General features: G+C 39.9%; 17 protein-coding genes. 9 read left to right on the top strand and 8 right to left on the bottom strand.

Annotation, left to right across the window (positions count from 1 at the left end):
• Window positions 1-23: 23 nt before the first annotated feature.
• Window positions 24-419, bottom strand: a complete 396-nt coding sequence (locus tag AAEZ22_RS01815; RefSeq protein WP_041454600.1) for a c-type cytochrome — start codon at window positions 417-419, stop codon at window positions 24-26.
• A gap of 230 nt (window positions 420-649) precedes the next feature.
• Complete coding sequence (gene elbB, locus AAEZ22_RS01810; protein ID WP_089368823.1) at window positions 650-1,297, bottom strand: isoprenoid biosynthesis glyoxalase ElbB; 648 nt, start codon at window positions 1,295-1,297, stop codon at window positions 650-652.
• 871 nt (window positions 1,298-2,168) lie between these two features.
• Here elbB and polA point away from each other — a divergent pair.
• From polA to AAEZ22_RS01795, 3 genes are all read left to right on the top strand, one after another.
• Window positions 2,169-4,904: a DNA polymerase I gene (polA, locus tag AAEZ22_RS01805; protein WP_086994718.1), complete on the top strand. Its 2,736-nt coding sequence runs from the start codon at window positions 2,169-2,171 to the stop codon at window positions 4,902-4,904.
• A gap of 469 nt (window positions 4,905-5,373) precedes the next feature.
• Entirely contained in the window at window positions 5,374-5,961 is a 588-nt protein-coding gene (locus AAEZ22_RS01800) for a YceI family protein (protein ID WP_011329398.1), read from the top strand.
• Complete coding sequence (locus AAEZ22_RS01795; RefSeq protein WP_352295921.1) at window positions 5,958-6,476, top strand: DUF1285 domain-containing protein; 519 nt, start codon at window positions 5,958-5,960, stop codon at window positions 6,474-6,476. Before AAEZ22_RS01800 ends, AAEZ22_RS01795 begins: the two co-directional genes overlap by 4 nt.
• Before the next feature lie 300 nt (window positions 6,477-6,776).
• Here AAEZ22_RS01795 and yihA read toward each other — a convergent pair whose 3' ends face one another.
• Window positions 6,777-7,445 carry a ribosome biogenesis GTP-binding protein YihA/YsxC gene (yihA, locus tag AAEZ22_RS01785; protein WP_058374289.1) on the bottom strand — a complete coding sequence of 223 codons (669 nt, stop codon included), beginning with the start codon at window positions 7,443-7,445 and terminating at the stop codon, window positions 6,777-6,779.
• A gap of 267 nt (window positions 7,446-7,712) precedes the next feature.
• On the opposite strand from yihA, the gene AAEZ22_RS01780 reads away from it, so the two are divergent.
• The 3 genes from AAEZ22_RS01780 to AAEZ22_RS01770 all read left to right on the top strand — a co-directional run bounded on the left by AAEZ22_RS01780 (window position 7,713) and on the right by AAEZ22_RS01770 (window position 10,209).
• Entirely contained in the window at window positions 7,713-8,345 is a 633-nt protein-coding gene (locus tag AAEZ22_RS01780) for a c-type cytochrome (protein ID WP_011329395.1), read from the top strand.
• A gap of 750 nt (window positions 8,346-9,095) precedes the next feature.
• Entirely contained in the window at window positions 9,096-9,680 is a 585-nt protein-coding gene (gene yihI / locus AAEZ22_RS01775) for a Der GTPase-activating protein YihI (RefSeq protein WP_011329394.1), read from the top strand.
• Window positions 9,681-9,693: 13 nt separating this feature from the next.
• Complete coding sequence (locus AAEZ22_RS01770) at window positions 9,694-10,209, top strand: DUF2489 domain-containing protein (RefSeq protein WP_011329393.1); 516 nt, start codon at window positions 9,694-9,696, stop codon at window positions 10,207-10,209.
• An 87-nt stretch (window positions 10,210-10,296) separates the two neighbouring features.
• Here AAEZ22_RS01770 and hemN read toward each other — a convergent pair whose 3' ends face one another.
• Together hemN and yjgA are read right to left on the bottom strand one after the other, a co-directional pair.
• On the bottom strand, window positions 10,297-11,670 hold the full coding sequence (gene hemN, locus AAEZ22_RS01765; RefSeq protein WP_352295918.1) for an oxygen-independent coproporphyrinogen III oxidase: 1,374 nt from the start codon (window positions 11,668-11,670) through the stop codon (window positions 10,297-10,299).
• Between the two features lie 118 nt (window positions 11,671-11,788).
• A complete protein-coding gene (yjgA, locus tag AAEZ22_RS01760) occupies window positions 11,789-12,322 on the bottom strand; it encodes a ribosome biogenesis factor YjgA (RefSeq protein WP_011329391.1) in 534 nt (177 codons plus the stop codon).
• Window positions 12,323-12,467: 145 nt separating this feature from the next.
• Here yjgA and pmbA point away from each other — a divergent pair, with 145 nt between their 5' ends.
• From pmbA to AAEZ22_RS01745, 3 genes are all read left to right on the top strand, one after another.
• Window positions 12,468-13,817 carry a metalloprotease PmbA gene (gene pmbA / locus AAEZ22_RS01755; RefSeq protein ID WP_011329390.1) on the top strand — a complete coding sequence of 450 codons (1,350 nt, stop codon included), beginning with the start codon at window positions 12,468-12,470 and terminating at the stop codon, window positions 13,815-13,817.
• 80 nt (window positions 13,818-13,897) lie between these two features.
• The gene (locus tag AAEZ22_RS01750) at window positions 13,898-14,377 is read left to right on the top strand and encodes a DUF721 domain-containing protein (protein ID WP_011329389.1); all 480 of its coding nucleotides are present in this window, start codon (window positions 13,898-13,900) and stop codon (window positions 14,375-14,377) included.
• Between the two features lie 267 nt (window positions 14,378-14,644).
• Complete coding sequence (locus AAEZ22_RS01745; RefSeq protein WP_352295915.1) at window positions 14,645-16,717, top strand: M13 family metallopeptidase; 2,073 nt, start codon at window positions 14,645-14,647, stop codon at window positions 16,715-16,717.
• A gap of 151 nt (window positions 16,718-16,868) precedes the next feature.
• Here AAEZ22_RS01745 and mutT read toward each other — a convergent pair whose 3' ends face one another.
• The 3 genes from mutT to AAEZ22_RS01730 form a co-directional block, all read right to left on the bottom strand.
• Window positions 16,869-17,267, bottom strand: a complete 399-nt coding sequence (gene mutT / locus AAEZ22_RS01740) for an 8-oxo-dGTP diphosphatase MutT (protein ID WP_011329387.1) — start codon at window positions 17,265-17,267, stop codon at window positions 16,869-16,871.
• A 72-nt stretch (window positions 17,268-17,339) separates the two neighbouring features.
• Complete coding sequence (gene secA, locus AAEZ22_RS01735) at window positions 17,340-20,048, bottom strand: preprotein translocase subunit SecA (protein ID WP_011329386.1); 2,709 nt, start codon at window positions 20,046-20,048, stop codon at window positions 17,340-17,342.
• 419 nt (window positions 20,049-20,467) lie between these two features.
• Window positions 20,468-22,495, bottom strand: a complete 2,028-nt coding sequence (locus AAEZ22_RS01730) for a methyl-accepting chemotaxis protein (RefSeq protein WP_089368817.1) — start codon at window positions 22,493-22,495, stop codon at window positions 20,468-20,470.
• Window positions 22,496-22,574: the final 79 nt, after the last annotated feature.

The raw sequence follows: 22,574 nt of genomic DNA, 5'->3' as shown, positions 1-22,574 counted from the left end.
TATTTATTGATTTTAATAGGCTTTTACTTAGTTGTCATAAAGTTAATTGCGGCACTAATTTCGTCTTCAGAACAATCCATACAAGTACCTTTTGGCGGCATTGCATTAAAACCATTCAGTGCGTGATCGAGTAATACATCATTACCTTTAGCAAGGCGAGGTGACCAATCATCAGCCGATTTAGGTGCGCCTAACGCACCAGTACCGTGACACGCAAAACATGAAGCTTGATATACTTGCTCGCCAGAACGTGGGCCAGTAGGGGCTGCAGGAGCGGCCACTTTGTCACCCTCAAGGTATACAGCACCAATCGGTGCGAGACGTTTTTTGATTGCATCGGCAGTCATAGAGTTATCATATGGCTGTGCGTATGCGGTGGTTGCTAGCATTAGTAATGCTGCAGCTGATAGTTTTTTCATTTTGCCTTGCCCACTTCAATTTGAACGTGATCAATCACGATTGTAAATGACGGAATTTAAAACAATTATAACTCCCCTAAGCAATTTATAAAATGCTAAGAGTAGATTTTATTGATTAAATCGACTAAAGATTGCGTTAACTCAATAAAAACAGCAGTTTACTAAATGGTTAAACAGAGTAACTGTTATTCTAAGTTACAAAAATCTAAATAGATCATATTGCTCAAAAATCAGCTTAGTGCGAGCACTTCACTCACCAGTTTAGCTATTCCAGCATCGGCATCGAGTATAGATTGTGCCAGCATATAGGCTGGTGTTGTTACTAGCTTATACTGCTGATCTACAACAATATCATCTACTGCGCAGGTGACATGCTGAGCACCTAGGGTGTTAAGTGCATTAGCTGTGTCACTATCATTACCTATAGTTAGGTGTGCTTGCTGATAAATAAAAGGAATTAAATTAGGAGCAATACACATATAGCCCGCCGCTTTATTGGTATTGGCAAACGCTTTACAGGCATGTAACACGTCAGCATTAATACTTGCCTGTGGCCCTTTTATAGCAAAGTCAGATAGATTTTTTGCAGCACCAAAACCACCCGGTACAATTAAAGCGTCAAACTGTGTAACGTCCAGCTCAGTAATCGCTTTTACTTCGCCGCGAGCAATACGCGCTGCTTCTACAAGTACATTACGATTATCGGTGGTTTCTTCACCAGTGAGGTGATTAATGGTGTGATGCTGCGCTATATCGGGTGCAAAGCATTGATAACTTGCACCATTTTTTGCTATGTGTAATAAAGTCAAAACGGCTTCATTAATTTCACTACCATCATAAACGCCACAACCGGCTAAAATTACTGCAACTTTTTTCATTTTTTATCTGCTCCGTTTAAATCGGCAAACTAAAATTTAGTTCGATAGATTAGGGTCTGTTAACCTTTGCGGATTAAAATTCGTTCAAACTAGGAGCGATTTGATCGCGGCGCGAGGTTTGTAACCTAGTAGGCTCGATAACTGCTCTTGCGCTATTCTACTGGCTTACATCCATGTGTAAATAAGTAAAAACCGAGCAAAGCTTTTGCATCCTGCTCATGCCCCTAACAAAGAGTTAACCGCCCCTAGACAGACCCTTCGGGCAGCGCATGTTTGGCATTAATGCTGCGTTATCGCCTATTTATAGGGAATAACCACACCACATAGGCTCTGCCTTGCCTAAATACCAAACACACTGCTGCAAACTCAATCTTGAAAGATCAACAGACCTTCAAGTTTAACATGGCAAAAATAATCTGTTTGAAAAATTATTTGTATAGTTACTGTTCGCTAAGCGAGTGATCATAGGGTATATGCCATTTGGTGATCAACCACAGTGAAAAAAATTATAAAGGATCGCTATGATCTTTGATCCATTATGCTAGAATGCTCGTCCAGTTATTTAAATGGATGCAAATAATGGCAATGACTAACAGCGGATGTAACGCTTAAAACTTTTTTCCACATTGGTAAAAAAATAATAAAAAAAGAACCTCGTATTATCTTTTTTAGTAAAAACAACCAGTTAACTTTATTTCTAAGCGTTTTTTAATGCTTTGGAAGAATGGTCTGTGGCTGTTATCTACAAAGTTATCCACAGTTTGTTCTGAATTAATCAACATCAGTAGTATTAATTCGCAGTCGTTTTATTCACTGCCTTATGGCATGCTTATAATTATCTTACTTTTTGTATTTAGGATCCAAATTCACCATGGCTCAGATCCCCGAAAACCCACTTATTTTAGTTGATGGCTCTTCATATTTATTTCGTGCTTATCATTCACCGCCACATTTAACTAACTCAAAAGGTGAAGCGACCGGAGCGATATATGGTGTGATCAACATGCTAAAAAGTTTGATCAGACAATATGATCCCTCGCATATGGTGGTTATATTTGACGCTAAAGGCAAAACCTTTAGAAATGACATGTATAGCGAATATAAAGCGAACCGTCCGCCAATGCCAGATGACTTACGCACGCAAATAGCGCCAATCCACCGTATTATTAAGGCAATGGGTTTTCCGCTTATTAGCATTGAAGGTGTTGAAGCCGACGATGTAATTGGTACGTTTGCGCGCATAGCTTCAGAGCAAAAGCGCCACGTACTGGTTTCTACCGGCGATAAAGATATGGCGCAGTTGGTAAATGAACATGTAACGCTTATAAACACCATGACCGACAGTATCTCGGATCCTGTTACTGTAGTTGAAAAGTTTGGTGTGGGCCCAGAGCTTATTATCGATTATTTAGCTTTAATGGGCGATAAAGTAGATAACATTCCAGGGGTAGAAGGGTGTGGTCCTAAAACTGCGGTTAAGTGGTTAGAAAAATACGGATCGCTACAGGGCGTTATGGATAATGCCAGCGAGATCAAAGGTAAAATAGGAGAGAAGTTAGCAGCTGCGCTAGATCATCTGCCTTTAAGCTATCAACTTGCCACTATTAAGTGTGATGTTGAGGTTGAGTCGGATCTTGATACCTTTAAGTTACAAGAGCCCAATAAAGATGAGCTAATTGCGCTTTATGGTGAATGTGAATTTCGTCGTTGGTTAGCTGAGTTACTCGATAACCCTAAAGATACCGAAACACACTTAGCTGTTCCCACTGAGGCTAACGAAGTACCAAAAGTAGCAGAGGCACAATACGAAACTATTTTAACCGAGAGCCAGTTTGATGCATTAATAGAGCAGCTAAATGATGCTGAGCTATTTGCCTTTGATACAGAAACAACCAGCCTTGATTACATGCAAGCACAGTTAGTAGGTATGAGCTTTGCGGTAAAAGCCGGTGAAGCTGCTTATTTACCCGTTGCTCACGACTATCCGGGTGCACCTGAGCAACTAAGCCTTGAGTTTGTAATGCAAAAATTAGGACCTATTCTAGCCGATGCCAAAAAAGCTAAAGTAGGGCAAAACCTTAAATACGATAAAAGCGTATTAGCAAATGCGGGTTATGAATTAAACGGTATTAAGTTTGATACCATGCTTGAATCGTATGTGCTTAACAGTGTGGGTACGCGCCATGATATGGATTCACTGGCACTTAAATTTTTAGGCCATAAAAATATCAGCTTTGAAGATATTGCTGGTAAAGGTAAAAAGCAACTTACTTTTAATCAAGTAGAGCTAGATAAAGCCGGCCCCTATGCCGCTGAAGATGCAGATATTACGCTGCGTTTACACCAAGTTTTATGGCCAAAATTAGCCGCTGACGAAAAACTAAAATCAGTATTCGAAGATATAGAAATGCCACTGGTTAATGTTATTTCTGATATTGAACGCACAGGTGTAGCAATAGACAGCAAAATGCTTGCTGCGCACAGCCAACGCTTAGGCGAGCGTTTATTGGAGCTGGAAAAAGAAGCGTATGAAATAGCGGGTGAACCATTTAATTTAAGTTCTCCAAAACAACTACAAGTATTGTTGTTTGAAAAACTGGAACTGCCAATAATTAAAAAAACGCCTAAAGGCGCGCCTTCTACCGCAGAAGAAGTATTACAAGAATTAGCGCACGACTATCCACTGCCTAAAGTAATTATTGAGCACCGTGGTTTATCAAAGCTTAAATCAACCTATACCGACAAATTACCGTTAATGGTTAACGAGAAAACGCAGCGTGTGCATACCTCGTATCATCAAGCCGTAACGGCAACTGGGCGTTTAAGTTCAACCGATCCTAATTTACAAAATATTCCAATTCGCTCAGAAGAAGGGCGTCGTATTCGTGAAGCGTTTATAGCGGCCGATGGCTATAAAATTGTCGCTGCCGATTATAGCCAAATTGAGCTACGTATAATGGCGCATCTTTCACAAGATAAAGGTTTATTAAGTGCGTTCGCTAATGGTTTAGACGTGCACAGTGCCACTGCAGCAGAAGTATTTGGTGTAAGTTTAGAAGAAGTGACCAGCGATATGCGTCGTAAAGCTAAAGCGGTTAACTTTGGCTTAATTTATGGCATGTCGGCATTTGGTTTAGCACGTCAGCTGGATGTGCCACGCCATGAAGCGCAGCATTATATTGATAAATATTTTGAGCGTTTCCCAGGTGTTTTAGAGTATATGGAAACAACGCGTGAAAAGGCCGCTGAAAGCGGTTATGTAGAGACTATTTTTGGACGCCGTTTATATTTACCAGAAATAAAAGCCCAAAATGGTGCACGAAGAAAAGGAGCTGAGCGCGCAGCAATCAATGCGCCAATGCAAGGCACTGCTGCCGATATCATTAAAAAGGCAATGTTAAGTGTACACAGTTGGGTATACGAGCAAGCTCCCAATACCGTTAAGCTATTAATGCAAGTACACGATGAGTTGGTATTTGAAATTAAAACAGACTGTGTTGATGCTTACACAAAGCATATTTGCGAACTAATGTCGCAAGCGGCTACTCTTGATGTACCACTTATAGTTGAAGCTGATGAAGGCGACAACTGGGAACAGGCTCACTAAGTTTATATAATAAAATGACAAAAAAGTGCCTAAGGGCACTTTTTTTATGTCAGTTTAAAAATATTAATTACTTAAATAAATAGCCGCATTAGTTACATAAAAGTTAACTAAAGAAAAGACCGATGTTAAATCATAAGGTGTTGGCAAATATACACAAATTATCTAGAATTTTATTGTACTAGTGCGCTGGCTTTTGTTAAAGTCGCGCCGTCCTCATCCTGTAGGACATCCTGTTGATGATGCATCTGCGAAGATGCAATTATTCATAGCTTCTCCCCAGTTTGCTATACCGGCCTATCATATATTTGATGGGCCGTTTTTTATTCCTAACCTTAATTATTCCCCATTTATTATTCTATAATTACACTTAATCCTTTAGGTGATACCATCATAAGCTCATAAAAAGTACTTTCTATTCATTTGTGGTTCTAATGAATGGGGTATTGTTCATTTATAGAAGGAATTCGTCATGTTTAAAGCATTAGCTATTGCAGGTTTGTCGTTATCAAGTTTAGTTATTTCTAATATCGCTCAGGCCGATTGGCAGTTAGTAAACGATAAAAGCCAATTAAGCTTTGTTTCTATCAAAAAAAATAGTATTGCTGAAGCAAATCACTTTACTAATATTGAAGGCAAGTTATCAGATAAAGGTGAGTTTAGTGTAAATGTAGACTTAACCTCGGCAGAAACACTGATCCCCATTCGTAATGAGCGTTTAACAAAATTATTATTTGAAGCCGATACATTTGCAAATGCCATATTAACCGCAGATCTAGCATCGCAGCTCAGCAGTATTAAAAAACCTGGCCAGTATGTGCTTAAAGGGATTAATGCGGAACTTGATTTTCATGGTAATAAAAAGCCGCTTACTATAGATGTGCTGGTTAGCAGTGCAGAAAATGGTGATTTAAGTGTGTCTTCTTTCAGTCCTATTATTATTAATAGTAATGATTTTGCAATTACAGAGGGCATTATGGAATTACAAAAATTAGCGGGTTTACCGTCAATTGCGACTGCCGTACCTGTTACTTTTGCACTGACATTTAAAAAGCAGTGATTTCCCTTAGCCAACTAAGCAAGCAATTAAGCGAGCCAAGCAAACCCTTTGATAGTTGGCAACCAACTCACTGTGGATCATTGCCAATGGTTATTAACGACCAAGGGCAATGGTTTTATGCTGGCAGTGAAATAACACGCCCGGCTATGGTAAAGCTGTTTGCCTCGGTATTGTGTAAAGAGGGTGAGCAGTTTTATTTAAAAACGCCAGTCGAAAAAATAGCCATCACGGTTGAAGACGCCCCCTTTATTATTGTTGCCTGGCGATTTGAAAATACCGAGCAAGGACAAGTGCTTTGTTGTATAGATAACCTAGACAGACAATGGCTCATCAGTGCTGAGCAACCTATATATATACAAGACTACAAAGATGCAGCCGTGCCTTATATACAGCTCCCTTATGGGTGCTGTGCACGCGTGGCAAGAAATGTATTTTATCAATGGGCAGAAATAGCCCAGACAGACAAACAGGGTTATTTTATAACATCTGCCGGGGAGCCGTTTTATTTATCCTAAACTCGAGTAATAGCGGATAATAATGGCTTAGGTTTGTAATGCGTGCGTGGCAAGAAGTGTATGCTATTAATGCAATGGGCTAAAATAGCCAATACTGATAAACAGGGTTATTTTATAACATCTGCCGGGGAGCCGTTTTATTTATCCTAAACTCGGGTAATAGCGGATAATAACGGCTTAAGGTTTGCAATGTGCGCGTGGCAAGAAGTGTATGCTATCAATGCAATAGGCTGAAATAGCCGAGACAGATAAGCTCGGCTATTTATCGAATGTGTAAGCTTTTAAGCCTTGCAGAATAAATTAGCTTGCTGGGTTAGTGTCATCGTTAAGTATTTTTTCAGCAGGTGGTACCGCTACAACTGGGCCTAAAAACCATTCATCAAGTTTTTTGGCAACGTCTGGCAAGCCAGTACCTTTTAGTGATGAAAATGCATGTACCGTAATATCACCATCAAGGGCGCTTAATTCACGGCGAACTTTAAGTACTTGTGATTGACGCGGACCTTGTTTAAATTTGTCTGCTTTAGTTAATAGCGCTAAAACAGGAATTTCACTGCTAATAGCCCAATTAATTAAATCACGGTCTAAATCTTTTAATGGATGACGAATATCCATTAAAATTACAATACCTTTTAAACTCTGACGCTTTTGTAAATATTCGCCTAGCGACTTCTGCCATTTCTTTTTCATTTCAATTGGCACTTTAGCAAAGCCATAGCCTGGTAAATCGATAAGGCGCATGTCATCAACATCAGCAAGTTCAAAGGTATTTATTAGCTGAGTACGTCCAGGAGTTTTACTGGTACGCGCTAATTTTTGGTCGGTAAGTGCATTAAGAGCACTTGATTTACCTGCATTGGAGCGACCGGCAAACGCAACTTCAATTCCCGTATCAGCAGGTAATTTAGTAATGTCTGGAGCGCTTGTAACGAAAGACGCGGTATTATATTTGATACGAGATTTGAGCACGGGCTCTCCTAAAACTTAAAAATGATCACATTGAGCTAAATTCGCTCATGGGGCGTATTTTATACTATAAAGGAGTTATTAAAAAGCTGTTAAACCACCATATACAGCACATTTAAACCAAGTTAAAGCTTAACCTAAGGCAAAACCCTATAAATTATAAGTTTAATATGAGTAGAAAACGTGCCAGAGAATTTATTATCGTGTAGAATATAAAAATCACAACATCCATATTGTAGATGATACAGGGTCGGAAACAGAGAATTCACCATGAAAAAAATAGCACTATCTTTAACTATATTGCTTGGTGCGTTGTCAGCAAGCAACGCAACAGCATTTGAAGGCGATGTAAACGCAGGTAAAGAAAAATCAGTAACGTGTGCGGCTTGTCACGGCCCAGACGGTAATGCACCGATTAATATCTATCCTAAGCTTGCGGGTCAACATGCCGATTATATTTATAAGCAACTTCAAGACTTAAAACTAGGTATGACCTCAGGTGGCAAAAAAGGTCGTATGGATCCGGTTATGAGCGCAATGGCTATGCCATTAAGCGAACAGGATATGAAAGATTTGTCGGCTTATTTTGCATCACTAAACATGAGCGAAGAAGCTACGCCTAAAGACGTAGTTGAAACCGGTAAAATACTTTACAAAGCAGGTGATGCAGATCGTGGTATTCCAGGATGTGCTGCATGTCATGGCCCTCGTGGTAATGGCTCGTCACTTGCAAAATTTCCAAAAGTTTCTTTTCAGCATCCAGGTTACGTTAAAGCGCAACTTGAAAAATTTCGTGATGGCACACGCCAAAATGATTTAAATGGTGTGATGCAAGATATTGCAAAGAAATTAACAGATAAAGACATTGAAGTACTTTCGCAGTACTTAGGTGGCTTACACTAAAGTTGTATTTATTTAATTATTATTAATGTAATAAACTACAATATGTACAAAAAAGCAGCTTAGGCTGCTTTTTTTGTGCTTAAAATTACTTTTACAGTCTTTATTCATGTAAGACATTGACCATGCATAGCTGTGAGATAAGTCTTATTTTAAAAACCATTAAATTGTTAACTTGATGTAATTTAATGGTTTTTGTGTTTTTTGTTATAATCCTTTTAATAAAAGATATATAAATTAGTTGTAACAAAATTATTAACAGGTACATTAACCCCTGTCGCAAAAAACAATAACAAAATGGAATAAGCTATAAGGACAGTAGCGCGACACGACTACATAGCACAAATTGGTGCTAGCAAAGGAAATAACAAAAAAGCGTTAGGAAGACCGAAAATAATAAAAACTCATGGAAGTTTAATAATAAAAACAAAATGGAATGCTACACGGAAGGTAAAAATAATAATAATAGGGATAGGTAAAAATAATAACAATAATAAAGACTAAAAAGTCGAAGGGAGAAGTGTCCAGATAATGGCGCTCAGATTAGTAGGCGGTAGAGATGTTTTCTCTACCGCCTTTTTATTTGTCCTGTTACAATAGCCACCGTTTAAAAACGAGCAGTAAGCTGTTTTAAGCGCTAAATAGAGAAACCCAGCCTCTAAAGCGCAAACTGAATTCTTCTGGCTAGGCCAGCATTGCGATGCCCATTGATTTGCGCCTCGCCCAAAACCTCTTAAGTGAGATGATCAAGATATGAGTAGAACTAAAAAGTCACGCAAAAGCCCAGCAAATGGACCAGTACGTTTAAGCCAAGATAAGCTTAAAGAAATGCGTGCATTAAAAGAGCAACGTGTTAAAAAAACCAAAGGTGCTAAGCCTGGATCTCGTAATACCCCTGAGCTATTAAATGATGATAGCCAAAAAAGTAACACGGGAACTAAAGATAAACGCATTGGCAGTAAAAAACCTGTGCCATTAATAGCTGTTGCAGCTGCACCTAAAGTAGAAATAAAACGTAACTTAAAGCCAACTGTTGAGCTTAAAAAGTCAGCAGAGCCAGAGTTTACGCCTGAGCAAGAGCTAGAAGCACTTGAAAATGATGAGCGCTTACTTAAATTAGTAGAGCGTCATGAAAATGGCGAAATGCTAACGGGTAAAGATGCTAAGTACTTTAATAGTCGTATTGCTCGTCATCAAGCATTGTGTAAATTGCTTGGTATCGAGGATGAAGATGAAGAAGAGTTTGAAGATGACTTTAGCGAAGAAAGTAATTCAGACTTCGATCAGTATTTATCGAACGATCTTGCTAACGAATGGTTAGACGAAGAAGACAAGTAATAAGGGTTATTAAATGAGTACAGCGGTGATCTTAGCCTTATTTGTAGGTGCTGCTATTATAGTGGGCTTAGCATTTTATGCGGGTCAGTTGCTTTATAAGTTAAGCGCGCAAAAAAAACTGATTGTTAAAAAGCAGGCTGAGCAACAGCAAAAGCTTAAGCAGTCACGTTTAAAGCGTAACGCCAAATTAGCCGACAGCATTCATTTAATCGCGCGTGCAATGCATGAACAGCAGTGTGAGTTTTCAGAAGGCTGTTTACGTATTTGGGTACTTATGTCGCAATATGGTTTTGAAGACGAGCAAGATTTAACGACAAAATACTCGGGCATTTATAAAATGTACCAAGTAGTTAAAGAAATGCCGACTCATGATGCGCGTAAAAAATATACCAAAAAAGAAATATTTAAGTTAGATACAGCTCGCTGGCGTGCCGAAGAGACACATAAAGATGAGATTATAGCTGACTGCGCTAAAATTATTATTGAGTTTAAAGCCGCCCCTGGCAGCGAAAACGTGGTATTTAATTAATCAGCGTTTAAATAATTTAAAGCACAAAATACAAAAGCAGACCTCAGGTCTGCTTTTTCGTTTTAAATTTACTACTCGGGCTGAGGGTTAAATAACCCGAGAAAAACGCGTTGCATTTAGCTGTTTTTGTAAGTGAGCGTCAAAGCACATACAAATAATACGAATAAATAAATTACCTCTAGCAGTGACACTAATCATATTATTTTCAATAGTGAGCATCCCATCAGCAATTAAAGGCTCAATTGCCGTTAGTGCATCAGCAAAGTAGTGGTTAAAGTTAAGTGCATGTTTGGCACTAAATGCCTCCATATCTAACTCAAACTGGCATATAAGCTGTTTAATTGCATCAGCGCGTATTACATCATCGGCACTTAAGTGCATGCCTTTGGTGATGGCACAGCCGCTTTGCGTTTCTACACTATGATAATAATGCTTTAACTCTTTTTGATTTTGTAAAATGGCAGTGCCAATTTGCGATATAGATGAAACCCCTAAACCTAATAAATCGCAGTTTCCGTGGGTAGTATACCCTTGAAAGTTACGGTGTAATTGCCCCGCATTTTGTGCCACAGCGAGTTCGTTATTAACTTTAGCAAAATGGTCCATACCAATAAATTGATAACCGGCTTGAGTCATTTGCTCTAAGGTGTTTTTAAACATAGTTAGCTTGTTGTGTGCACTGGGTAAGTCGGCATCTTTAATTTTACGTTGTGCTGCAAAACGCTCTGGAAGGTGAGCATAATTAAATACCGAAACACGATCAGGGCTAAGCTCAAGCAACTGCTCTATGGTTTGTTTAAAGCTTTGTGGCGTTTGCAATGGGAGGCCGTAAATCATGTCGGCATTAATCGATTTAAACCCTAATTCACGGGCTTGGGTGATTAACTGCTTTACTGTATCGGCATTTTGCGGACGGTTTACTGCTAGCTGCACTTCATCATTAAAGTCTTGAATACCAAATGATACGCGGTTAAAACCTAAGTTACTTAAATCAACCAACATGTTATCGGCAAGCGATCGAGGGTCAATTTCAATACCACGCTCAGTGGCGTCGGTAAAATTAAAGTGCAGCTCCAAAAGTTTAACTAAACGGCTCATTTGCTGCGTAGTTAAAAAGGTAGGTGTACCACCGCCTAAATGTAGTTGCTCTAGGGTGTAGTCTTTAAATAGAGGCGCTTGGGCTGCAATTTCTATGGCTAAAAAATCAAGGTAGGTGTCGGCTTTTGACTGATGGCGAGTAATAATTTTATTGCAGCCACAGTAATAACAAAGCTGACTACAAAACGGAATATGTATATATAAAGACAATGCACGGCTGTTTGATGACTCAATCGCACTGAGTAAGTCTTGCTGTTGATAGCCCTCAGTTAGCGACAGTGCCGTGGGGTACGATGTATAACGTGGGCCAGACACATTATATTTATTTATTAGGGTTTGATCCCATTTTGGAAGTTTAATCATCACGCGCACCTTGGTATATTATTTAGGTGCTGATTATAAAAAAATGTTTAGCAGGGCGGGTTGATCTACAACAAAAAAAGGTGCCGTAGCACCTTTTTAAAGTATATTTTTTAATCTGTTAGTAAGTAACTTGATGGGCATCTTTCAAATATTGAAATAGCTCTTTGTAACCTCTACCAGGTTTTTCATCTTTCGCTTCTTTAGCTGCATTACGAACTAGCTGGCGCATTTGTTGACGATCAAGCGATGGGAACTGCTCTATAGTCTCATTGATTAGGTCATCACCTTGTTCAATTAGGTCTGCACGTAATTGCTCAATTTTTTTGACCAACACTTCAGCTTGGTTATTTTTATTAAGCATAACATCGATAATTGATCTTATAGCATCGATGTTCTCTACGGTGCGCAGTGTTTTAGCTATGTAGTTTAAATGACGACGATAAGCATCGCTTTTATTGCTAATTTTATCGGCAACAACCATTGCGGCTTTTAAATCATCATTTAATGGCAAGCGCTCACGCTGCTTTTTACCCATTTTGGCAATTTCAGTCCCTAACTGATGAAATTCTTGTGCTTCACGCTTCAGTTCGGTTTTTGAGACATATTCAATTTCTTCTTCAATATCAGCAGGCTTGCTTTTTTTCTTCGCCATGGGGTGCTCTTAAATAAAAATAACTTCTGCCATTATACATGATTATCATACAGAGGAATATTAGCTGATGTGATGCATTGAGTGTGTTAGCATTTAAATATAAAAAATGTGTGCAACATTGCCTTCAAGGCTCAGGACTTAATTTATGAAAAGCCAACAACACGATCCAATTTATTCTCAAATATCTCAAGTAAAAGATGCGGTAGCAGCAGTGCTCGAGCATGCGAAAAAACTCGGTGCCACAGCGGCAGAAGCGGCTATGTCTAGCACTTCAGGGCTGTCGGTTAGCACTCGCATGGGCGAAGTAGAAACCATTGAGTTTAACCAAGATGGCGGTTTAGGCATTAGTGTGTATGTAGGTAATAATAAAGGCTCTGCGTCTACCGCAGATTTAAGCCCTAAAACGCTACGCACTGTGGTTGAAAAAGCCATTGATATTGCAAAATTCACCTCAGACGACCCTTTTAACGGTGTTGCAGATAAAGAGCTACTTGAGTTTGCACCCAAAGATCTCGATTTATACCATCCATGGGATGTAAGCCCAGAGCAAGGTATTGAGTTTTGTCATGCTGCAGAGCAAGCAGCGTTAAATGCGGATGAGCGCATTGTTAACTCAGACGGCGCAAGTTTTTCATCGCACCAAGGTTTGCGTGTTTATGGCAATAGCCATGGTTTAATTGCCGGTTTTCCGCGTACTCGCCACAGCATAAGTACTATGGTAATTGGTAAAGATGGCGAGCAAATGCAACGCGACTCTGCTTACACCGTAGCACGCGATCAAGCTGGTTTAAATGATGCCGCAGCAGTGGGGCTTGAAGCCGCAGCCGAAACTTTAGCTAAATTAAATAGCCAAAAATTAGGCACCATGAAAGTACCAGTAATATTTAGAGCTGACATTGCTAATTCATTATTTGGCCATTTAGTGTCGGCCATTGGTGGTGGTGCGCTGTATCGTAAATCGAGTTTTTTACTCGATAGCCTAGGTACACAAGTATTTAGCAATTGCGTAAATATTGCCGAGCGTCCGCATATACTCAAAGGGCTCGCATCGTCGCCGTTTGACAGCGAAGGTGTTAAAACCTTTGATAGAGAAATCATTCAAGGTGGCGAGTTACAAACTTACCTACTTGCAAGCTATGCTGCGCGTAAAATGAATATGACACCAACAGGGCACGCTGGCGGTATACATAACTGGTTAGTTGAGCAAACACATAACGATTTAACCGCGCTACTTAAAACCATGGGTACAGGCTTATTAGTAACAGAGCTAATGGGGCAGGGCGTAAATACAGTAACTGGTGATTACTCGCGTGGTGCGGCTGGTTTTTGGGTAGAAAATGGCGAAATCCAATATCCAGTAAGCGAAATTACCATTGCCGGTAACTTAAAAGATATGTTTAAAGGAATATCAGCTATTGGTGGCGACATAGAGCGCCGTGGTGGCATTCAAACTGGCTCTGTGTTAATTGAACAAATGCAAATAGCGGGCGCTTAGTCACTGCGCTCAGTGTATACTCAAGTCGAGGGTTATTTCGATTTGAGTAACCGCATTATTGAGTTTTTACGAGGTGTTAAATGGCTAAAGACAGGTATGCGCCAAAACCATTAACTGACATTATGGCTGGACTGAATAACCGCTTGTCGGCTTATGCAGGTAAAAGCCAAGCACTCGATACCCAGCAAACCTTACTTAAAGACTTTTTAGGCCCCAAACTGGGTGATAAATGCCGCGTGAGTAACTACCGCGATGGTACTTTAATGATCGAAGCGGTATCTGCGCCTATTGCGCTTAGACTAAATTACTTAAAAATGGATATGCTCTCGCATTTTAGAGCCGCGGGCATGGCAGAGCTTGGGCAAATAAAAATTACCGCTAATCCACAAGCAACACAACGCTTGGGCGCAGTAAGTAAAACCATTAATACCCCAATAACTAATTCTCGTAAAATGAGCGAACAAACAGCCGATTATTTAAATGCCATAGCCGCCTCAGCCCCCCCTTCGCTAAAAGAAAAGTTAGAGCGTTTAGCGCTGCACGCAAAGCGTAAAACCTAGCTGCTAATAACTCGTTTATAAGCTCACATAGTTATTGATAGCACTATGTGGGTCACTCATCGCATTAAAATACTTTGTTACATATTCAATTTTATTGTTACCCCAATGGGGTTTATGATAGCTACTTAATACGCCTATTAATTAGGTTGCAGTTGATGCTTATTTCATTAAGTAAAAGTACATAAAATGTCATTACGCAGCTTTATGCTGCTGGTATTTGAATATTAATGAAATAGGTATTTATTTTAACTAACAAACGGAATCCTTATGATTAAAATAACAATGACCGCCGCAGGTATTGCGCTGGCACTTGGGTTGGTTGGTTGTGGTGAACAACAAGAAATTAAAGTAAACGAAACTCCCGCGGTTAGCGCTCCAGTTCCAGCTCCTTTTGCCTTAGGTATTGAGCTGGAAAATATGGATAAATCGGTACGTGCTCAAGATGACTTTTATTACCATGTAAATGGTCAATGGCTAGCTAAAACCGAAATTCCTGGCGATAAATCTAACTATGGTTCGTTTTCGCAATTATATGACGAGTCGCAAAAGGCGATGAAAACAGTACTTGAAAGTGCGGCAGCAAATAGCAATGTTGAAAAAGGCAGTGATGAAGCTAAGTTAGCGGCATTTTATAATAGCTACATGGCAGAAGAAGCGCGCGAAGAACTTGGCATCCAGCCACTTGAGCCATCATTGGCAAGTATTGACGCCGTTAAAGGTAAAAAAGATTTAGTTACTTTAATGGCGCAATTACAGATTAAAGGCGGCGACTTGCCATTTGGTTGGTATGTAAATAATGACGCTAAAAACTCCAGCGAAAATGCATTGTATGCGTATCAAGCTGGGTTAGGTTTACCCGATCGTGATTATTATTTAAAAGATGATGAAAAGTTCACTAAAATTCGTGCTTCTTATCAAGCTTACATTGCTAAAATATTAGCCAAGTCAGGGGTTGAAAATACAGAGGCTGTGGCTAAAAATGTATTAGCGCTGGAAAAAAACCTTGCTGAGGCGCAGTGGAGTCGAGTAGAGAGCCGTGATGCAACCAAGTCTTATAATAAAATGAGCCTTGCACAAGCAAATAAACTAATGGGTGACTTTGATCTTGCTAGTTACTTTAAAGCGATAGGCATAAACACCGAAGAGTTAATTATTAGCCAGCCGAGCTACTTTGAAAAATTTGCGACTATTTATAAAAACACCGATTTAGCAACATGGCAAAATTACCTTAAGTTTCACTTTGTAAGTAATTACGCTCAGTTACTCGATAAAGAGTTAGTGGACCTTAAGTTTAATTTTTACAGTACAACTTTACGTGGTGTAGAAGAACAAGCACCACTTTGGAAGCAAGCGGTTGATGCTTCAAACAGTGTGCTAGGTGAGATTTTAGGTAAAGTGTACGTTAAAGAGAACTTTCCACCAGAAGCGAAAGCGCGTATGGGAGAGTTGGTTGATAACGTAATTAAAGGCTACGGTGTTGCGATTGAAAATTTAGAGTGGATGAGCCCGGAAACTAAAATTGCCGCTCAACAAAAGCTAGACAAGTTTACACCTAAAATTGGCTACCCAGATAAGTGGAAAGACTACTCAGCACTAGAGATTAACCCTGATGAATTAGTGGGTAACTACATTCGTTATAGCGAATGGGCTTACAGCGATATGATTGCCAAATTGGGTAAACCAGTAGACCGCTCAGAGTGGCACATGACACCACAAACTGTGAATGCATACTACAACCCAGTAAATAACGAAATTGTGTTTCCAGCAGCTATTTTACAGCCGCCATTTTTTAACTTAGAAGCAGATGATGCAGTAAATTACGGTGCTATTGGCGCGGTAATTGGTCATGAGTTAGGCCATGGTTTTGACGACCAAGGTGCTAAATACGACGGCGACGGTAATTTACGTAACTGGTGGAGCGAGTCAGACCTTAAACAGTTTGAACAGCGTACTGCGGCTTTAGTTGCTCAGTATAATGAATACAAACCTTTTACTGATGCTGGCGTAAATGGTGAATTGACGTTAGGTGAAAATATTGGTGATTTAGGCGGCCTTACGGTTGCGCATAAAGCGTATATGCTATCTTTAGGTAACTCTAAGGCTCCAGTGATTGATGGCTACACTGGCGATCAGCGCTTCTTTATGGGCTGGTCACAAATTTGGCGTCGTAAGTATCGTGATGAAGCGTTGCGTAACCGCTTAATGACCGACCCGCATTCGCCTAGTCATTACCGCGTAATTGGTATTTTATCGAATATGCCTGAGTTTTATAAAGCATTTGACGTTAAAGAAGGCGACAAAATGTATATTAAACCAGAGGACCGCGTAAAAATTTGGTAATTTAATTACCTAACTAGAAAGTACCTAACTAGAAAGTATCTAACTAAAAAGGCCAGCAAGTGTTAACTTGCTGGCCTTTTTGTAGCTGCCTAATAATGGCGGTTTATTGTTATTATTATTTTACTAAAAGAGTATAGCCAAATATTAAGCGTTAAATATATTTCGCTTTTATAGCGCTAATAATATCGACGTTAGCTGCTGGAAACTCGTAGTTATCTAGCTCGTCAATACTTACCCAAGCATTATCTTGCCCTTCTGCGCCATGTGCTTCACCACTAAAGTTACTCACCACATGTACGTTCAGCTTTACCGTTTTATCATCGTAATCGTGTTTTATTGTCAGCAACTCACTGGAACTAAAAATAGTGATGCCAATCTCTTCTTGAAGTTCACGCTTAAGTGCTCTAAATACACTTTCACCGGCTTCAATTTTACCACCAGGAAACTCCCACAAACCTCCTTGATGTTGATCATTTGCCCGCTTGCAAATAAACAGAGCGTTATTTTTTTTAATTACGCCAACAGCCACATTTACAATTATACTAGTCATTTTATCTCCCTTAAACACCATAAAAAAAGCGACGCAAGCGCCGCTTTTTACGAAATTTATTACACTATTGGATTATTTTAATTTACCACAACATTGCTTAAATTTTTGACCTGAGCCACAAGGACAAGGATCGTTACGGCCTACTTTTGGCTCGCTACGTGCCATTACAGTTGCGCTTTGTGGTGCTTCGCCGCCTACATGCTCAACTTCTTCATGCTGATATTCGCGAGGAGCGTTTTCACTTTTACGGTGTTGCTCTTCTACTTTTTCAACATCTTCTTCGGCGCGTACTTGTACTTTGCTTAAAATACTTACTACATCTATTTTTAAGTTTTCTAGCATTTCAGCGAATAGCTCAAACGATTCACGCTTGTACTCTTGCTTTGGATTTTTTTGCGCATAACCACGTAAATGAATACCTTGGCGTAAATGATCCATTGCTGCCAGGTGATCTTTCCAATGCTGATCTAGGCTTTGTAACATAATCGCTTTTTCGAATTGACGTAGTACTGAATCGCCTACCATCTCTTCTTTTTGCTTATATGCTTGCCCAACCGACTCTTCAATGCGCTCACGAAGTTTTTCTTCATAGAGTTTATTGTCATCAGCTAGCCACTGAGTAATTGGCAATTCAATTAAGAAGTCTTGTTTTAAGCGCTCTTCAAGGCCAGGTACATCCCACATTTCAGCCAAGCTTTGCGGTGCAATGTACTGATCAATAATATTACTCAGCACATCACCACGAATAACCGTGATAGTTTCTGAAATATCGCCTTCTTCAAGTAGTTCGTTACGCTGTGAGTAAACCACACGGCGTTGATCGTTTGCTACGTCATCGTACTCAAGTAATTGCTTACGCACATCAAAGTTACGTGCTTCTACTTTACGCTGTGCATTTTCAATCGCACGGTTAACCCATGGATGTTCAATAGCTTCACCGCGTTGCATACCTAGTTTACGCATCATGTTAGTCATGCGCTCGCCAGCAAAAATACGCATTAACGCATCGTCCATCGATAAGTAAAAACGGCTTGAACCGGCATCACCTTGACGACCAGAACGACCACGTAATTGGTTATCTATACGACGAGATTCATGGCGTTCAGTACCAATAATGTGTAAACCACCTGCATCAATTACTGCGTCATGGCGTATTTTCCATGCAGCTTTAATTTCAGCAATTTGTTCATCAGTTGGGTTTTCAAGCTTTTCAACTTCGCTGTGCCAGTTACCACCAAGTACAATATCGGTACCACGGCCAGCCATGTTAGTGGCAATCGTTACTGTGCCTGGTAGGCCAGCGTCTGATACGATATCAGCCTCTTGCGCATGAAATTTAGCATTAAGTACGTTGTGCTTAATTTTTTCTTTGCGTAAAAATTGCGATAAATACTCAGAGCTTTCAATTGAAATAGTACCTACAAGTACAGGTTGTCCGCGTTCTTGGCAGTCTTTAATATCAACTAAAATAGCTTCGTATTTTTCTTCTTGCGTTAGGTACACTAAGTCGGCGCGATCATCACGAACCATCGGCTTATTAGTTGGCATAACAACAGTGTCTAGGCCGTAAATAGACTGGAACTCAAATGCTTCCGTATCGGCTGTACCTGTCATGCCCGCAAGTGTTTCGTATAAGCGGAAATAGTTTTGAAAGGTAATAGATGCAAGCGTTTGGTTTTCGTTTTGAATATTTACGCCTTCTTTAGCTTCAACAGCTTGGTGTAAACCTTCTGACCAACGACGACCTTCCATTGAACGACCAGTGTGCTCATCAATAATGATAACTTCGTTTTCTTTTACAACGTAATCAACATCTTTTTGATAAAGCTTATGAGCACGAAGCGCTGCATAAACATGGCTTAGTAGCGTAATGCTGGCTGCAGAATAAAGCGAATCGCCTTCTGCAATTAAGCCGCGCTCAGTAAGTAGCTCTTCAACTTTAATTTGGCCACGTTCAGTTAAATGAACTTGCTTAGACTTTTCATCAATAGTGAAATCGCCATCGCCTTCAATACCTTCTTCGTCTTCTTTTTCTTGTAGTTCAAGTAAAGGCACCATGGTATTAATTTCAGTGTATAGCTCTGAGCTGTCCTCAGCAGGGCCTGAAATAATAAGGGGCGTACGGGCTTCATCAATTAAGATAGAATCCACTTCATCGACAACAGCATAAAATAATGGACGTTGTACACGCTCATCTATGCTAAATGCCATGTTGTCACGCAGGTAGTCAAAACCAAACTCATTATTAGTACCGTACGTAATATCGGCAACATAAGCTTGTTTTTTCTGCTGTGGCATCATACCCGGTACGTTACAGCCTACTGTTAAACCTAAAAACTCAAATAACGGACGGTTAGTTTCCGCATCGCGTTTAGCTAGGTAGTCGTTCACGGTAATTACGTGTACGCCCTTACCAGTTAAACCATTTAAGTAAGCAGGTAATGTAGCTGTGAGTGTTTTACCTTCACCGGTACGCATTTCTGCAATACGGCCTTGGTGCAGTACCATGCCACCGAGTAGCTGTACGTCAAAGTGACGCATGCCATTTACACGTTTAGATGCTTCACGTACCACAGCAAATGCTTCAGGCAGTAAGTCGTCAAGGCTTTGTCCGTTATCGTAACGTTCTCTAAACTCTGCTGTTTTCGCTTTTAAGTCGTCATCAGAAAGCGCTTCTAATTGCGTTTCAAGTGCATTGATCAGTGCGACCGTCTTTCTTAGGTTTTTAATAGTGCGGTCATTGCGACTACCAAAAATCTTGGTAAATAAATTAGATATCATGATAAAACCGTTACAATGTATTTTTTTGCCAGCCGTACATCGGCTAACCCATTTTTAACAATTGATAATTAATGTATTCTTTAAAGTAACACCGAGGACACATTAATTAGCAATTTTGTATTAAACCGTTCAAAAAGCACTGTTTATTACGTGTGCTACTATACCAGACTCTGCTAAACAACAAACCATCTCACTAAAAAGATATGGATTAAAAACAGAAAAACTTAATCTAGTACATAAAATTGCTATATATTTTTATACGAGGTGAAAACTGCTAGCAAAGCTAGTGATATTAAGTAAGTTTCCACTTTGAAATATCAACAGTCACTCAAAGATATGGTGCTGAATAAATTAAAAACAAGGGGGGGAATAAGCGCTTAAAGTTTATCCTCAAGCGCTTAAATATAAGTAGCCGGCGTTTATAGTTTAAACTGGTTTACCGTTTTATTTAATGCCCCTGCAAGGTCACTTAAATCATGTGCTTCATTGGCAAGTGTGTGTGCATGCTCTGCGGTACTATTAACTAAACTATTAATAGCACTAAGGCTGGTATTAATATCTTCTGCTACTACCGTTTGTTGCTCGGTAGAGGTGGCAATTTGATGACTTTGATCTTGTACTTTAGTTACCGACAGGGCAATGCTTTGTAGTGAGCTAAGTACTTCTTTTGTTTGCAACACAGAGTCCTCGGTTTGTTTTTGCCCTTGTAGCATCATACTAGAGGCTTGCTGAGCAATTTGCTGTAAACGGGTAATCATATTGCGAATATCGTCGGTTGACTCTTGTGTACGACTCGCCAACGAGCGAACTTCATCGGCAACAACGGCAAAGCCGCGGCCATGTTCTCCGGCGCGGGCCGCTTCTATGGCTGCATTAAGCGCGAGTAAGTTGGTTTGATCGGCAATTGAGTTAATTACATCAACCAATGCGCCTATGTTATTACTTTCTTGCTCAAGCCCGGCAACCACCTTAGAGGCTTCGCCAATATGTTCAGCCAGCGCACTCATTACACTTTGTGCTTGGCTTGAGCGGCTTGCACCATCGGCAGTAATTGCTTGTACTTCTTCTGCTGCGGTATTTGTTTGCTGTGCGTTACGTGATATTTCTTGCACGGTAGTGGCCATTTCTGTCACTGCGGCACTAACACTATCTACTTGTTGTTTTTCTTGCTGAATTTCTGAATTCGTTTGTTGCGATACCGTTTTAAGCTGATCGGCAGCGGCACTTAATTGCTCAGCTTGTGCTGCGGTGTCTAGCATCATCGCTCGCAACTTATCAATAAAGGTATTCATATGATTAGCCAGTTGGCCTACTTCGTCTTGGCTATCAATATTAATTTTTTGGGTTAAATCACCCTCGCCAGAAGCAATGTCGCGCATAATATGCGTGAGTGTAGTGATTGGTTTTGAAATCATATGGGTGGCCCATAAAATCATTGCTAAAATAATCACTAAAATAATGATAACAGCGGTTGTAGTGGTTGTAACCGCAGCATTTACCGGGGCTTCAATCATACTGGTTGGAATTAATAAACCCACATACCAATCTAAATGAGGCTGCTCTAATTGTAGGCGGTTATAAACCACATAAAATTGCTCGCCTTTAAGCATAACAGTTTGGCTACCCGCGAGGTTATTTTGCATTGCACTGTTAAGTGTTTTAAACCCTGAGGTATTATTAAATTGTTGTTCAAGCGCATCGAGTCCGTCTTTACCGTTAGGGCCTTCGTCGGTGACAGAGAGTTTATGCCCAGATGCTTTTGAAAAGTGCACAACTTTTTGTTGATCATCTAATAAAAAGCCATAGCCTTGGCCGTTAAAGCGAATGTTTTCGACCATGTCGTTAATTTTATTAAGTTGTAAGTCAACGCCGCCCACACCAATTAATTTGCCTTGTGGGTTATAAACAGGTTGTTGTACAACTGCTGAGGCATCGCCTGTGGTTAAGTCTACCGAAATAGGGCCTACGTAAAGCTTATTAATTTGCATTGCTTCTTGCCACCAACCTCGTTTGTACGCGTAGTAAGGTTCGCCATTATAATATGCAGTACGTTCGTTTTCTTTAAAGTACTCGCCGGTAGTGGCTGAGGCAAAAAAAGCAGATAAAATATTTTCATCATTTGCACTTATGCGTACAAAGTCTTGATTTATAGCCAAGTAGCCGTTGGCATTTTCTAGGGCTTGATCGCGCTTATCCCACGCGGTAAAAAAATTCACCAAATGCGGATTATTAATAAAGGTGGCAACTACTTTACCGTATGTAGCAAAGTAACTTTGCATTGATAATTGCTCGCTTTGTAAGTAGCTTTGAGCCTCACGCTCTATATTAACTCTGGATAGTTTGGCAATATGGTTAACAAAAAAAGTAGAGGCAATGAGCAGTAAAATAGTAATTGTTCCGCCAATCAATAATAATATTTTTTTTCTTAATGATAAGTTATTTAGCATAAGTGCACATGTTGTTATTGTTTTTGTAACAGATATCTAAGCATATTTAATTTTAGAACTCTATGAAATGAGTTAAGAA

Source organism: Pseudoalteromonas sp. 20-MNA-CIBAN-0454 (assembly GCF_040308685.1).
GTDB classification, from domain to species: domain Bacteria; phylum Pseudomonadota; class Gammaproteobacteria; order Enterobacterales; family Alteromonadaceae; genus Pseudoalteromonas; species Pseudoalteromonas nigrifaciens.
The sequence above is the reverse complement of the archived record's forward strand: the minus strand, read 5'-3'. Positions and strand labels throughout refer to the sequence as shown.